Here is a 14,945-nt window from a genome sequence, read left to right as displayed (position 1 = left end):
GAGTGCTTAGCCAGATCTGTGCCAACCGCTGTTGCGGTGAGGGCGCTTGCGCCCGCTTGGGTGCGGATCGCCCATGAAAACCGGGGTCGCCGCGCAACCCGGCGGGAGCAAGCTCCCTCGCCACAGGTGACAACAAGGGTGGTTTCAGCCCAGCAGCTCGCTCATGGCAATGATCTGCTCCGCCACCTGGATCAGTTTCTGCTGGCGGCTCATGGCCTGGCGGCGCATCAGGGTGTAGGCGTCTTCCTCGTTGCAGTCCTTCATCTTCATCAGCAGCCCCTTGGCCAGCTCGATGCGCTTGCGTTCGGCCAACTGCTGGTCGCGGGCCAGCAGTTGGGCGCGCAGGGCCTGGTCGCTTTCGAAGCGGGCCATGGCCACGTCGAGAATCGGCTGCAGGCGCTGTGCGTGAATGCCTTCGACGATGTAGGCACTGACCCCGGACTTGATCGCCTGGCGCATCACCCCGGGGTCGTGCTCGTCGGTGAACAGCACGATCGGCCGGGGCCGGTCGCGGGTGACCAGCACCACTTGTTCCATCACATCGCGGCCCGGTGACTCGGTATCGATCAGGATCACGTCGGGGTGCACCGTTTCGACGCGCCCGGGCAGGTCGATGGTCAGGCCGGACTCGTCGATGACATCGAAGCCGGCCTCGGTCAGCGCAGCCTTCAGGCGCCCGACTTTCTTGGCGGTGTCGTCGATCAGCAGAATGCGCAGCATGTTCGCGGTCTCCTGTCAGCGGCGGGCCAGCGGCGGCGCGCTGTCGTTCATGGCGTGTAGCCGGAAGCCGCGGGCGTAGGCGGCGGGGTCGCTGCCGTCCCAGACCTTGCCGTCGATCAGCTGGCTGCTGCGCATGTCGGCGAAGGCTGCCGGCACGCCCACGGCCGCGGCGGCGTCGCGGTACAGCGCCAGTTGCTGCACCTGGCGGGCGACGCCGAGGTAGTCCGGGTCGTCGCGCAGCAGGCCCCAGCGGCGGAACTGGGTCATGAACCACATACCGTCGGAAAGGTAGGGCAGGTTGACGGCGCCGTCGCGGTGGAAGCTCAAGGCATGCCGATCCTGCCAGCGGTGGCCGAGGCCGTCGGCGTAGTCGCCGAGAAAGCGCGGCTCGATGCACGAGGCCGGCGCGTCCAGGTAGGGCGGCGCGCTCAGCAGTTGCGCGGTGCTGCGCCGGTTTTCCGTGCTGGCCTCGATGAAGCGGCTGGCTTCCAGCACCGCCATCACCAGGGCCCGGGCGGTGTTGGGGTATTGCTCGACGAACGCGCGGGTGCAGCTCAGCACCTTTTCCGGGTGATCGGGCCACAAGGCCTGGGTGGTCGCCATCGTGAAGCCGAGGTCCTGCTGCACGGCTGCGGCGGCCCAGGGCTCGCCGGCACAGAAGCCGTCGATGCGCCCGGCCTGCAGGTGAGCGACCATCTGCGGCGGCGGCACCACCACGCTGTCGACGTCCCGCAGCGGGTGGATGCCCTGGCTCGCCAGCCAGTAATAGAGCCACAGGGCGTGGGTACCGGTGGGGAAGGTCTGGGCGAAGGTGAGTTTTGCCCGGGATTGGTGCACATGGGCCGTCAGCGCTTCAGGAGCGGTCACCCCCAGCCGTTGCAGGCCATGGGACAGGTTCAGGCTCTGGCCGTTCTGGTTCAGGCCCATCAGCACCGCCATGTCGGTGGGCGCCACGCCGCCGATGCCCAGGTGCACGGCGTAGACCAGGCCGTACAGGCTGTGGGCGGCGTCCAGTTCGCCGCTGACCAGCCTGTCGCGCAGGTTGGCCCAGGAGCTCTGGCGCTTGAGGTTCAGGGTCAGGCCATAGGGCTGGGCGAAGCCCTGGGTGGCGGCGACCACCACCGAGGCACAGTCGCTCAGGGCCATGAAGCCGAGGTCGATCGTATTCTTTTCCGGAGCGTCGCTGCCGTTGACCCAGGCCAAGGGCCCGGCGGAGGGTTCATTCATCGCAAGCACCTGCCAAAGCGGCCTCAAAAAAACGCCGTCACCCGGCCTTGTCCGCGCAATGCCGGGTGACGACGCCCTTGTCTGTGCCCGCCGGCCGCCGTTGGCTCGCGGGCTGATGGAACGGCGGGTGCAAGGCATATGCCAGCGCGGGCCGATTTGCGCGTGCGCCTCGCGCGCCAGGGTGATGCCCGGCTATAATCGCCGCCTCTTTTCGCCGCCCGAGTCATCGCCGACCATGTACACCCTGGCCCGTCAGCTGTTGTTCAAACTTTCCCCGGAAACCTCCCACGATCTGTCGTTGGACCTGATCGGCGCGGGCGGGCGTTTGGGCCTCAACGGCTTGCTGTGCAAGGCGCCGGCGCAGGTGCCGGTGACCGTAATGGGCCTCGATTTCCCGAACCCGGTGGGCCTGGCGGCCGGCCTGGACAAGAACGGCGCGGCCATCGACGGCTTCTCGCAGTTGGGCTTCGGCTTCGTCGAGATCGGCACCGTCACCCCGCGCGCGCAGCCGGGCAACCCCAAGCCGCGGCTGTTCCGCCTGCCGGAGGCCGAGGCGATCATCAACCGCATGGGCTTCAACAACCTCGGCGTGGACAACCTGCTGGCGCGGGTCGCGGCGGCCAAGTACAAGGGCGTGCTGGGGATCAACATCGGCAAGAACTTCGACACCCCGGTCGAGCGCGCGGTGGACGACTACCTGATCTGCCTGGACAAGGTCTACGCCCACGCCAGTTACGTCACGGTCAACGTCAGCTCGCCGAACACCCCGGGCCTGCGCAGCCTGCAGTTCGGCGATTCGCTCAAGCAACTGCTGGCGGATCTGGCGGCGCGCCGCGCCGAACTGGCCCTGCAGCATGGCAAGCACGTGCCGCTGGCGATCAAGATCGCGCCGGACATGACCGATGAGGAAACCGCCCAGGTGGCGCAGGCGCTGATCGAGACCGGGATGGACGCGGTGATCGCCACCAACACCACCCTGGGCCGCGCAGGCGTTGAAGGCATGGAGCACGGCGACGAGGCGGGCGGCCTGTCCGGCGCGCCGGTCCGCGACAAGAGCACCCACACCGTGAAAGTGCTGGCCGCCGAACTGGGCGGGCGTCTGCCGATCATCGCGGCCGGCGGCATCACCGAAGGCAAGCACGCGGCCGAGAAGATCACCGCAGGTGCGAGTCTGGTGCAGATCTATTCCGGCTTCATCTACAAGGGCCCGGCGCTGATCCGCGAATCCGTGGACGCGATCGCCGCCCTGCGCTGAAGCCTATGACGCCATCGCCAGCAGGCTGGCTCCCACAGGGATTTGTGGCGACCGCCGGGCTCTGTAGGAGCCAGCCTGCTGGCGATAACGTCGGCGGGAGCGCTGCCGGGATACGGTCAGGCATAAAAAAGGGCTCCTCGAAGGAGCCCCTGGGCCGTAGCCCGCCGTCCGGGAAGGACGTGCGTGGTTAAATCGTTGCGAATTCAGATTGTCGTGTCGGAATAAGTGCCCTGTGTCAGCCGACGGCGTGAAGTTCGTTGAGTCTGTGGATTCCCGCAGTGCCGGTCATACCGTCCCAGTTGTCGCCGCGTCCTTCCCGCCAGCCGTTGATCCAGGCTTGGCGCACCGACGGTAGAGTAAATGGGCAAAGCTCACGGGATTTGCCACCAACGCCATATTGATATCCGCGCAAAAATGCTCTTTCCAACGGATCACGCTTAAGTCTTCTCATAGGGTGTTTCCCTCACTTGTTGACTGTTTGTGTCGCGTCGACCCCCAACGGGGTCAGGCAGAAAAACTCTGCCGTTGGCGGCTCGCTGCCGGCGTGGCGAGCCAAGGTGTTGACGCCGTTGCGACGTCAACCTGGAGTCAGTTCTAACCAATGAGTCACATCGAGGGAATGACCGTTTTGTCATAAGGACGTAACGAAAAGCGTGCTATGGCGATAAGTAACAGCGTATTTTTCCAATGTTTATTGGTCAAACCCCGGTATGATCGGCGCTGCGTCGAATGATGGGGTTAATCCTTTAGTGAGAATGACCCACGCTTGCAGTCAGGTACTATTCGACGAAGGGTTGCTTTGAGTCATTTTGTTGCATCAACTTTTTTATCTGTCCCGGCATCTAAGCTCTTTTGACCCGAGCAGCGGGGGATGGAACGGCACACCTTCGTGCCACGCGGGCGCTCTTGCAGAAAAGCGCCTGATTGAAAACCGGGTCGGCGATGCGTTGCCGGCCCACACAGCCAAAGGCTCTGGAAATACCATGTCCGATCGTTTCGAACTCTTCCTCACCTGCCCAAAAGGCCTTGAAGGCCTGCTCATCGAGGAAGCCGTCGGGCTTGGCCTTGAAGAGGCCCGCGAACACACCTCCGCCGTGCGTGGCATGGCCACCATGGAAACCGCCTACCGCCTGTGCCTCTGGTCGCGCCTGGCCAACCGGGTGCTGCTGGTGCTCAAACGCTTTTCGATGAAGAACGCCGACGACCTGTACGACGGCGTGCACGACATCGACTGGCAGGACCACATGCTCAGCGACGGCACCCTGGCCGTCGAGTTCAGCGGCCACGGCTCGGGCATCGACAACACCCATTTCGGCGCCCTTAAGGTCAAGGACGCCATCGTCGACAAGCTGCGCACGCCGCAGGGCGACCGTCCTTCCATCGACAAGCTGAACCCGGACCTGCGCATCCACCTGCGCCTGGACCGCGGCGAAGCGATCCTGTCCCTCGACCTTTCCGGCCACAGCCTGCACCAGCGCGGCTACCGTCTGCAGCAGGGCGCGGCGCCGCTCAAGGAAAACCTGGCGGCCGCGGTGCTGATCCGCGCCGGCTGGCCGCGCATCGCCGCCGAGGGCGGCGCGCTGGCCGACCCGATGTGCGGCGTCGGCACGTTCCTGGTCGAGGCGGGGATGATCGCCGCCGACATGGCGCCCAACCTGCGCCGCGAACACTGGGGCTTCACCCACTGGCTGGGCCATGTGCCGGCGCTGTGGCGCAAGCTCCATGACGAAGCCCAGGAACGCGCCGCCGCCGGCCTGGCCAAGCCGCCGCTGTGGATCCGCGGCTATGAGGCCGACCCGCGGCTGATCCAGCCGGGCCGCAACAACGTCGAGCGCGCCGGCCTGAGCGAGTGGATCAAGATCTACCAGGGCGAAGTGGCGACCTTCGAGCCGCGCCCGGACCAGAACCAGAAAGGCCTGGTGATCTGCAACCCGCCGTACGGCGAGCGTCTGGGCGACGAAGCCAGCCTGCTGTACCTCTACCAGAACCTCGGCGAGCGCCTGCGCCAGGCCTGCCTGAACTGGGAGGCGGCGGTGTTCACCGGCGCGCCGGACCTGGGCAAGCGCATGGGCATCCGCAGCCACAAGCAGTATTCCTTCTGGAACGGCGCGTTGCCGTGCAAGCTGCTGCTGATCAAGGTGCGGCCGGACCAGTTCGTCACCGGCGAGCGCCGTACCCCGGAGCAGCGCCAGGCCGAGCGCGAGCAGGCGGCCTACGACCAACTGCCGGACGCGCCGCAGGAACGCAAGTTCAACAAGAACGGCAACCCGATCAAGCCGGCGCCGGCCCCGGCGGTCGAACAGCCACGCCTGAGCGAAGGCGGGCAGATGTTCGCCAACCGCCTGCAGAAGAACCTCAAGGCGCTGGGCAAGTGGGTCAAGCGCGAGGGCATCGATTGCTACCGGGTCTACGATGCGGACATGCCGGAATACGCCATGGCCATCGACCTGTACCAGGACTGGGTGCACGTCCAGGAATACGCCGCGCCGAAGTCGGTCGATCCGGAGAAGGCCTCGGTGCGCATGTTCGACGCCCTGGCGGCCATTCCACAGGCGCTGAACATCGACAAGAGCCGTGTGGTGGTCAAGCGCCGCGAGCGTCAGAGCGGCACCAAGCAGTACGAGCGCCAGAGCGCCCAGGGCAAGTTCAATGAAGTGACCGAGGGCGGCGTGAAGCTGCTGGTCAACCTCACCGACTACCTCGACACCGGGCTGTTCCTCGACCACCGTCCGATCCGCATGCGCATTCAGAAAGAGGCCGCCGGCAAGCGTTTCCTCAACCTGTTCTGCTACACCGCGACCGCCAGCGTGCACGCGGCCAAGGGCGGGGCGCGCAGCACCACCAGCGTCGACCTGTCCAAGACCTACCTCGACTGGGCCCGGCGCAACCTGTCGCTCAACGGCTTCTCCGACAAGAACCGCCTGGAGCAGGGTGACGTGATGGCGTGGCTGGAGAACAGCCGCGACGAATACGACCTGATCTTCATCGACCCGCCGACCTTCTCCAACTCCAAGCGCATGGAAGGGGTGTTCGACGTGCAGCGCGACCAGGTGCAACTGATCGACCTGGCCATGGCCCGTCTGGCCGCCGGCGGGGTGCTGTACTTCTCCAACAACTTCCGCAAGTTCCAGCTGGAGGACAACCTGGCCGAGCGTTATGCGGTCGAGGAGATCACCGCCAGCACCATCGATCCGGATTTCGCCCGCAACGGCAAAATCCACCGCGCCTGGAAAATCACGGCCCGTTGACGCCTGACCTGATTGGATCCACAGAGCCTTGATTTTTAAAGGCTCCTGGATCCGATCAGTGCTAGCCAAATTAGTGGCTAATAGCTATAACTCAACTCACGGCCAATGAGGGTTTCCAAGGAAACACTGGCGTAGTGAGTGGCCTCTATGTCGTTGCACCCCGTGCGCCCAAAGATCCTGGGTTTCATCAGCGAAGAAGTCTCGGCCTGGCTGGTCGCGCTGCTGGTTCTGCTCGCCGGTGCGATTCTCACGGGGTTGCTGGCCTGGGCCACCGTCAATCAGTTCCACAACCAGTTGCGCCAGCGCTTTCAGTTGCTGGCCAGCGAACGCTACAGCCGCATCGAAGAACGCTTTCAGGACCAGGAGCAGCGCCTGGACGGCCTGCGCCGGTTCTTCACCAATTCCGATTCCGTGTCCCGCGCCGAGTTCGACGGCTACGCCAAGCCGCTTCTGCTGCGCACCCAAGCCTATTCCTACGCGCCCCGGGTGAGCCGTGCGCAACGTCCGGCGCTTGAGCAGGCGGTGCGCGACGAGGGCCTGTCCACGTTCATGTTCCGTGAGCTGAACGCCGACGGCCAGTTGCAGGTGGCCGGGGACCGCGACGTCTACGTGCCGGTGCTCTACACCCAGACCCAAAGCCGCCTGCCCACGCCGCTGGGCTACGACCTGCTGGCCCAGCCGCTGCGCAGGTCCACCCTGGAGCGCGCCGACCGCAGCGGGCGCATGGCGGTGTCGCAGCCGCTGCACCTGGTGGGCATCGAGCCGGCCTATGCCCGGGGCGTGTTGCTGCTGGCGCCGGTCATCCGCACGGGGGCGGCGGATCGCCAGCCGCAGGGTTACGTGATGGCGGTGATCAGCATGCGTCAGTTGCTGGCGGACGGCTTGCCGGCCGAAGACCATGACTTCCTCACGGTGCGCATCCTCGACCTGTCCACCGACGATCAGCATGAGGTGCTGTACGAATCCTCCAACAAGCCGGGGGACAGCGATCTGTCGTCCACCCAGTTGCTGCGCCTGGCCGACCACGACTACCAGGTGGACATCCAGCCCAGCGCAGCCTTCATGCAGGCCAACCATTCCTCGGTGAGCAGCCAGATCGTCCTGGGGATCTTGCTCAGCGTGCTGTTGAGCGCCTTGCTGTACGTGCTGGTCAGCCAGCGCCAGCGCGCCCTGCGCATGGTCGAGCAGCGCACCCAGGAGCTGCACGCCAGCGAGCGGGAGCTGCGCGGCACCCACGGCCAGTTGCGCGGCGTGCTCAACGCGGCGACCCAAGTGGCGATCATCGCCACCGACCTGCGCGGGGTGATCAACACCTTCAACCCCGGCGCCGAACAGATGCTCGGCTACCGCAGCAGCGAAGTCGTCGGCCACATGACCCTGGAAAACCTGCACTTTCCCCGGGAGCTGAGTGCGCGGGCGGCGGAGCTGAGCGCCCGCTACGGCAAGACCATCCCGGCTTGCCAGGCGATGCTGGTGGAGGGCGGCGAAGTCGGCGGCCACGAGGCCCGGGAGTGGACGCTGGTGCGCAAGGACGGCAGCCATATCCCGGTGAACATGCTGGCCACGCCGGTGCTCGACGAGCAGGGGCTGTGGGTGGGGCATCTGGCGATCTGCATCGACATCACCGAACGCAAGCGCGTGCACGAAGCCTTGGCGGCGCGGGATGTGCTGCTCAAAAAGCTCAGCGCCCACGTTCCCGGCGGCATCTATCAGTTCAAGATGGAGTTCGACGGCCGCTTCAGCGTGATCTACGCCAGCGACGGGATCCGCGAGATCTACGAGCTGGAGCCGGATGTGCTGCTGCTCAACGCCGAGGCGATCTTCACCCGCATCCACCCCCAGGACACCACGCGGGTGCGCTCATCGATCCGCGCTTCGGCCGACCACCTCAGCCCGTGGCGTGAGGAATACCGCGTGCTGTTGCCCGAGCGCGGCCTGCGCTGGGTGCGCGGCGAAGCGACGCCGGAGGAACTGCCGGGCGGTGGGGTGCTGTGGCATGGCTACATTTCCGACATTTCCGACCTCAAGCGGGTGGAAGAGGAACTGCGCGCCCTGTCGGTGACCGACGCCCTGACCGGCATCCACAACCGGCGCTATTTCCAGGAGCGGCTGACCACCGAAATGGCGCGGGTCGAGCGCGGCGGCGGGGAGCTGTCGGTGATCATGCTCGACATCGACCATTTCAAGCGGATCAACGACCAATACGGGCATGCGGTGGGCGACAGGGTCCTGCAGGCCGTGTGCGACCGCATCGGCCATCGCCTGCGGCGCACCGACGTGTTCTGCCGTCTGGGCGGCGAGGAGTTCATGGTGCTGTGCCCGGACATCGACGGCGACCACGCCTACATGCTGGCGGTGGAGCTGTGGCAGGGCCTGCGCAGCGCGCCGGTGGACGTGGTGGGCACGGTGACCGCCAGTTTCGGCATCGCCAGCTGGCACCCGGGAGAGGGCGCCGATGCCTTGCTGCTGCGGGCGGACTCCGGGGTGTATGCGGCGAAGCAGGGCGGGCGGGATCGGGTCGAGCGGCAGATGAACTGAGCACCGATCCTTTGTAGGAGCGAGCCTGCTCGCGATGGCGTCAGTCCTGCCATCCACTGATGTCACATGGCTTTGCAGCGAGTCGCCCAGATCCCCTGCGGGGGCCAGCCTGCTGGCGATGGCGTCAGCCCAGTCGCCGCCGGACAGGCGCCCCACAGAGAAAACGCTTAAAGAACCGACGCGGTCTGCGGCGCCTTCGGCTGGCGGTACAGGTCCAGCAGCACCTGGTCCAGCACCGACGAGGCGCCGAACGGAGCCTTGTCGTTGAGGATCGCCACCACCGCCCAGGTGTTGCCGTTGTTGTCGCGGCTGAAGCCGGCGATCGCCCGAACGGTGTTCAGGGTACCGGTCTTGATGTGGGCTTCGCCGCGCATCGCGGTGTTCTTCAGGCGCTTGCGCATGGTGCCGTCGGTGCCGACGATCGGCATCGAGCTGATGTACTCGGCGGCGTACGGGCTGTGCCACGCGGCCTGCAGCATGCTGGCCATCTCACGGGCGCTGACGCGCTCTGCGCGGGACAGGCCGGAGCCGTTCTCCATCACCAGGTGCGGCGCGGTGATGCCTTTCTTCGCCAGCCACTGGCGCACCACGCGCTGGGCCGCCTTGGCGTCGTCGCCGTCGGCCTCGTTGCGAAAGCGCTGACCCAGGCTCAGGAACAGCTGCTGGGCCATGGTGTTGTTGCTGTACTTGTTGATGTCGCGGATGACTTCCGCCAGATCCGGCGAGAAGGCGCGGGCCAGCACCTTGGCATTGCCCGGGGTCGCGCCCTGGCGGTCCTTGCCCTGGATGCTGCCGCCCAGTTCCTTCCAGATCGCCCGCACGGCGCCGGCGGTGTAGGTGGCGTGGTCGAGCAGCGACAGGTAGGTCTGCGAGCTGCAGCCTTCGCCCAACTGGCCGCCGACGGTCACGGTCACGCTGCCGTCGGCCTGGGGCACCGGGTTGTAGCGCACGCCGCCGGTGCATTGCTTGGAATTGAGCGCCTTGACCTGGTTGTCGATGCGGATGCTGGCGATCGGCGGCTCCACGGACACCAGCACCCGGCCGTCGTCATTGCGGGCCACGAAGCGCAGGGCCTTGAGGTTGACCAGCAGGGCGTCCGGCTTGACCAGGAACGGTTTGTTCTCGTCGTTGCCGTCGTCGTTGAATTCCGGCAGCTGCGGCTGGACGAAGAAGTTGCGGTCCAGCACCAGGTCGCCGGTGACCTGGGTCACGCCGTTGGCGCGCAGGTCGCGCATCAGCAGCCAGAGCTTCTCCATGTTCAGCTTCGGGTCGCCGCCGCCCTTGAGGTAGAGGTTGCCGTTGAGGATGCCGCCGCTCAGGTCGCCGTCGGTGTAGAACTCGGTTTTCCACTGGTGGTTGGGGCCGAGCATTTCCAGGGCCGCGTAGGTGGTGACCAGTTTCATGGTCGAGGCCGGGTTGACCGACACGTCGGCGTTGTACACGGTCGGGGTGCCGGGGCCTTCCAGCGGCACCATCACCAGCGACAGCGCGCTGGGCTGCAGCTTGCTGGCCTTCAGGGCCTTTTCGACGTTGGGGGTCAGGGTGGTGTTGATGGCGGCGGCGGAAACGGGCAGGGCCAGGGGCAAGAGAAGGCTGGCCAACAGCAGGGGACGCAACGATTTGATCATGTGAAATAAAACCCTACAGCCGAGGGGAAAAAGTAGGAGGCATGGATGAAAAGGCCCCCGATGGTCATGAAAGTGTCGGCATTATGCCCCAAGGTGTAACAGCTTGTGCCTTTCGCAGGCGGGCCATTTCATGATTTTTTTTACAGGTGGCGGCCTGCTCGCGCCAGAGAGTCGGGCAATCGGCGCCTTAAACTGCTAAAGTGCCGCCCGTATTTACTCAAGAGGATTGTTCCAATGGCGACTAACCGTTCCCGGCGTCTGCGCAAAAAACTGTGCGTCGATGAATTTCAAGAGCTGGGATGCGAGCTGAACCTGGAGTTCAAAGAAGACCTGTCCGAAGAGGCCATTGACGCGTTCCTCGACGCTTTCCTCAAGGAAGGCATGGAAGCCAACGGTCTGGGCTATGTCGGCGGCGACGACTACGGTCTGATCTGCTCGATCAAGCGCGGTTCGGTCAGCGAAGAGCAGCGCGCCAAGGTTGAAGCCTGGCTGAAGGCCCGCTCGGAACTGACCAGCGTCGAAGTCAGCCCGCTGCTGGACGTGTGGTACCCGGAAAAGCCGATCAATCAGGCTTGATTCCATGAAAAACGGCGACCTGAGGGTCGCCGTTTTTTTATGCCCGGTCTTTTGCGCTCACGCCTTGCGCCCGTTGAGGATCAGCAGGGTCAGCACCCCGGCGACGATGCCCCAGAAGGCCGAGCCGATGGAGAACAGTGTCAGCCCCGAGGCGGTGACCATGAAGGTGATCAGCGCCGCTTCCCGTTCTTTGACCTCGCTCATGGCGATGCTCAGGCCATTGATGATCGAGCCGAACAGCGCCAGCGCGGCGATCGACAGCACCAGTTCCTTGGGCAGCGCGGCGAACAGCGCTGCGAGCGTGGCGCCGAACACCCCGGCGATGCCGTAGAACACCCCGCACCACACGGCGGCGGTGTAGCGCTTGCTGCGGTCTTCATGGGCGTGGGGGCCGGTGCAGATCGCCGCGCTGATGGCCGCCAGGTTGATGCCGTGGGAGCCGAACGGCGCCAGCAGCAGCGACGCCACCCCGGTGGCGGTGATCAGCGGCGAGGCCGGCACGTTGTAGCCGTCGGCGCGCAGCACGGCGACGCCGGGCATGTTCTGCGAGGTCATGGCCACCACGAACAGCGGGATGCCGATGCTGATGGTGGCGGCGAGGGAGAAGTGCGGCGTGGTCCAGACCGGCGTCGCCACTTCCAGGCGGAAACCGCTGAAATCGAGCAGGCCCAGGACTCCCGACAGCGCGGTGCCCACCAGCAGCGCGGCCAGCACCGCATAGCGCGGCGACAGGCGCTTGACCGCCAGATAGGTGAAGAACATCCCCAGCACCAGCCCGGTGCGGTGCTGCGCGGCGACGAAGATTTCGCTGCCGATCTTGAACAGGATCCCCGCCAGCAGCGCCGCCGCCAGCGACGCCGGGATCTTTTTCACCAGCCGTTCGAAACTGCCGGTCAGGCCGCAGACCGTCACCAGCACGGCGCAGGTGATGTAGGCACCGATGGCCTCGCCGTAGCTGACGCCGCCCAGGCTGGTGATCAGCAGCGCCGCGCCCGGCGTGGACCAGGCGATGGTGATCGGTGTGCGGTAGCGCAGGGACAAGCCGATGGAGCACACCGCCATGCCGATGGAAATCGCCCAGATCCATGAGGAAATCTGCCCGCTGGTCAGGCCCGCCGCTTGCCCGGCCTGGAACATCAGCACCAGCGAACTGGTGTAGCCGGTCATCATCGCGATGAACCCGGCGACGATGGCCGAAGGGGAGGTGTCGGCCAGCGGGCGCAGCCGGGCGTGGGTGACGTCGTTCATGACGGCGTGTTCCTTGTACCAATGAGATATGCGCAGCTACGCGAAACCCAGAGGGATCGCGGATTCTGCGAACAAGCCTAAACTCAAACGTAACGAAGCGTTGCTATACAGCCGAAGCCGCAAACAGCCGTACAGTCGTGTTGCCACCTTCCATTGTGTACAATCGCGCTGTTTTTTACGCGATACTTGCCAGCGACCCACTGCGCCGTATTACAGTTTCCGCTAATCCGCCGCCGTTCTCCCGACCCGAGTGCCCATGAACGATCAGTTGCAACCCCTCAAGAAACAACCGCGAGCAGGCAAAGCCGGCCGCAGCGGAACCCAGGACGACATCGTCTATGCGCATATCTTCGAGGCCATCCTCGAACAGCGCCTGGCGCCCGGCACCAAGTTGAGCGAAGAAGCGCTGGGGGAAATCTTCGGGGTCAGCCGCACCATCATCCGCCGCGCGCTGTCGCGCCTGGCCCATGAAGGCGTGGTGCTGTTGCGGCCCAACCGTGGCGCGGTGGTGGCGAGCCCGAGCGTCGAGGAAGCGCGGCAGGTGTTCCTGGCCCGTCGCCTGGTCGAGCGCGCGATCACTGAACTGGCGGTGCAGCACGCGACCGCCGAGCAGATCGCCGAACTGCGCCAGATGGTCAACGACGAACGCGACAGCTTCTCCCGCGGCGACCGCGGCGCCGGCATCCGGCTGTCGGGCGAGTTCCACCTGAAACTGGCCGAAGCGGCGAAGAACGCGCCGTTGATCAGCTTCCAGCGCAGCCTGGTCTCGCAGACCTCGCTGATCATCGCCCAGTACGAAAGCGGCAACCGTTCCCACTGCTCCTACGACGAACACACCCAGCTGATCGACGCCATCGAAAAGCGCGACGGCGAGCTGGCGGTGAACCTGATGATGCACCACATGGATCACATCGACAGCAAGCTCAACCTCGATGAGGAAAGCGCGTCGGACGATCTGCATGCAGTGTTCTCGCATCTGTTGCAGACCAAGAAGCCGGGGCGTCCGGCGGCCAAGCTCTAAGTCAGACCGAGTTGGCCCCAATCGCTGGCAAGCCAGCTCCCACAGGATTCGCGGCGTGGCGCAATTCTGGTGAACACCATAAAACCCTGTGGGAGCTGGCTTGCCAGCGATGAGGCTCTGACAGACGACAAAAATCCCCCGGACCGAAAGATCCGGGGGATTTTTTATGCCTCGAAGAATCAGCGCTGATGCACCAGCGCACCGGCGGCGTAGGTCTGCGCCACGGTGCGGTCATCCCCCAGGGTCATCAGCACGAACAGCGTCTCGGCGATGTTGTTGGCCTGCTTCAGGCGATAGCCCAGCAGCGGCGTGGCGTTGTAGTCCAGCACCAGGAAGTCGGCGTCGGTGCCCGGCTGCAGGTTGCCGATCTTGTCTTCCAGGCGCAGCGCCCGGGCGCCGCCGAGGGTGGCCAGGTACAGCGACTTGAACGGGCTCAGGCGGGCGCCTTGCAGCTGCATCACCTTGTAGGCTTCGTTCAGGGTCTGCAGCAGCGAGAAGCTGGTGCCGCCGCCCACGTCAGTGCCGAGGCCGACGTTGAGCTTGTGCTTCTCGGCCATCGGCAGGTTGAACAGGCCGCTGCCGAGGAAGAAGTTCGAGGTCGGGCAGAACGAGATCGCCGAACCGGTCTCGGCCAGCCGCGCGCATTCCTCGTCGCACAGGTGCACGCCGTGGGCGAACACCGAGCGCTCGCCGAGCAGCCGGTAGTGGTCGTAGACGTCCAGGTAGCCCTTGCGCTCCGGGAACAGTGCCTTGACCCACTCGATTTCCTTGAGGTTCTCGCTGATGTGGGTCTGCATGTACAGATCCGGGTATTCGGTGAGCAACTGGCCGGCGAGGGTGAGCTGCTCCGGGGTGCTGGTGGGGGCGAAGCGCGGGGTGACCGCGTAGTGCAGGCGGCCCTTGCCGTGCCAGCGCTCGATCAGCGCCTTGCTGTCCAGGTAGCTGGATTCGGCGGTGTCGGTCAGGTAGTCCGGCGCGTTGCGGTCCATCATCACCTTGCCGGCGATCATGCGCAGGTCGAGCTTCTCGGCGGCCTCGAAGAAGGCGTTCACCGACTGCGGGTGCACGCTGCCGAATACCAGCGCGGTGGTGGTGCCGTTGCGCAGCAGTTCCTTGATGAAGATGTCGGCCACCTCGTCGGCGTGGGCCTTGTCGCCGAACTGGCTTTCGCACGGGAAGGTGTAGGTGTTCAGCCAGTCCAGCAACTGCTCGCCGTAGGCGCCGACCATGCCGGTCTGCGGCAGGTGGATGTGGGTGTCGATGAAGCCTGGGGTGATCAGCGCGTCCTGGTGATGGGTGATCTCGATGTCCGCCGCCAGGGTCGGCAGCAGTTCGCTGGCGTGGCCCAGGGCGCTGATCTTGCCGTCGTCGACCACCAGCAGGCCGTCCTCGAAGTATTCGTAGGAGGCTTCGATGCCGACCTCGGCGGGGTCGGCGATGCTGTGCAGGATGGCGGCGCGGTAGGCTTTGCGGGTCAAAGGCAT

11 protein-coding genes are annotated in these 14,945 nt (G+C 65.4%); 5 read left to right on the top strand and 6 right to left on the bottom strand.

The features are described from left to right. Nucleotides 1-144 precede the first annotated feature (144 nt). Together KVG96_RS15540 and KVG96_RS15535 are read right to left on the bottom strand one after the other, a co-directional pair. Nucleotides 145-720, bottom strand: a complete 576-nt coding sequence (locus tag KVG96_RS15540; protein WP_217892928.1) for an ANTAR domain-containing response regulator — start codon at nucleotides 718-720, stop codon at nucleotides 145-147. A 15-nt stretch (nucleotides 721-735) separates the two neighbouring features. After that, nucleotides 736-1,947, bottom strand: a complete 1,212-nt coding sequence (locus KVG96_RS15535) for a CmpA/NrtA family ABC transporter substrate-binding protein (RefSeq protein WP_217892927.1) — start codon at nucleotides 1,945-1,947, stop codon at nucleotides 736-738. A 235-nt stretch (nucleotides 1,948-2,182) separates the two neighbouring features. Here KVG96_RS15535 and KVG96_RS15530 point away from each other — a divergent pair, with 235 nt between their 5' ends. Then, on the top strand, nucleotides 2,183-3,202 hold the full coding sequence (locus tag KVG96_RS15530; RefSeq protein ID WP_217892926.1) for a quinone-dependent dihydroorotate dehydrogenase: 1,020 nt from the start codon (nucleotides 2,183-2,185) through the stop codon (nucleotides 3,200-3,202). 235 nt (nucleotides 3,203-3,437) lie between these two features. On the opposite strand, the gene rmf is transcribed toward KVG96_RS15530, so the two are convergent. After that, a complete protein-coding gene (gene rmf, locus KVG96_RS15525) occupies nucleotides 3,438-3,653 on the bottom strand; it encodes a ribosome modulation factor (RefSeq protein WP_003223300.1) in 216 nt (71 codons plus the stop codon). Between the two features lie 532 nt (nucleotides 3,654-4,185). On the opposite strand from rmf, the gene rlmKL reads away from it, so the two are divergent. After that, nucleotides 4,186-6,450 carry a bifunctional 23S rRNA (guanine(2069)-N(7))-methyltransferase RlmK/23S rRNA (guanine(2445)-N(2))-methyltransferase RlmL gene (rlmKL, locus tag KVG96_RS15520; RefSeq protein WP_217892925.1) on the top strand — a complete coding sequence of 755 codons (2,265 nt, stop codon included), beginning with the start codon at nucleotides 4,186-4,188 and terminating at the stop codon, nucleotides 6,448-6,450. A gap of 147 nt (nucleotides 6,451-6,597) precedes the next feature. Continuing rightward, on the top strand, nucleotides 6,598-8,988 hold the full coding sequence (locus tag KVG96_RS15515; RefSeq protein WP_217892924.1) for a sensor domain-containing diguanylate cyclase: 2,391 nt from the start codon (nucleotides 6,598-6,600) through the stop codon (nucleotides 8,986-8,988). Between the two features lie 167 nt (nucleotides 8,989-9,155). Here KVG96_RS15515 and dacB read toward each other — a convergent pair whose 3' ends face one another. Further along, nucleotides 9,156-10,616 (bottom strand): D-alanyl-D-alanine carboxypeptidase/D-alanyl-D-alanine endopeptidase, encoded by a 1,461-nt coding sequence (gene dacB / locus KVG96_RS15510; RefSeq protein WP_217892923.1) that lies wholly within the window; start codon nucleotides 10,614-10,616, stop codon nucleotides 9,156-9,158. 234 nt (nucleotides 10,617-10,850) lie between these two features. Between dacB and KVG96_RS15505 the strand changes: the two genes are divergently transcribed. Then, the gene (locus KVG96_RS15505) at nucleotides 10,851-11,192 is read left to right on the top strand and encodes a YggL family protein (protein WP_085577587.1); all 342 of its coding nucleotides are present in this window, start codon (nucleotides 10,851-10,853) and stop codon (nucleotides 11,190-11,192) included. Between the two features lie 57 nt (nucleotides 11,193-11,249). Here the strand turns inward: KVG96_RS15505 and KVG96_RS15500 are convergent, their stop codons facing one another. Then, nucleotides 11,250-12,440, bottom strand: coding sequence for a benzoate/H(+) symporter BenE family transporter (locus tag KVG96_RS15500; protein WP_217892922.1), 1,191 nt, complete (start codon nucleotides 12,438-12,440; stop codon nucleotides 11,250-11,252). Between the two features lie 256 nt (nucleotides 12,441-12,696). Between KVG96_RS15500 and KVG96_RS15495 the strand changes: the two genes are divergently transcribed. Continuing rightward, entirely contained in the window at nucleotides 12,697-13,461 is a 765-nt protein-coding gene (locus tag KVG96_RS15495; protein WP_085577585.1) for a GntR family transcriptional regulator, read from the top strand. Nucleotides 13,462-13,640: 179 nt separating this feature from the next. Here KVG96_RS15495 and guaD read toward each other — a convergent pair whose 3' ends face one another. Beyond that, a complete protein-coding gene (gene guaD, locus KVG96_RS15490) occupies nucleotides 13,641-14,945 on the bottom strand; it encodes a guanine deaminase (protein ID WP_217892921.1) in 1,305 nt (434 codons plus the stop codon).

It is taken from the genome of Pseudomonas ekonensis, from assembly GCF_019145435.1.
GTDB classification, from domain to species: Bacteria; Pseudomonadota; Gammaproteobacteria; order Pseudomonadales; family Pseudomonadaceae; genus Aquipseudomonas; species Aquipseudomonas ekonensis.
Note: the sequence above shows the minus strand (reverse complement) of the source record. Positions and strands in the feature narration are given on the sequence as shown.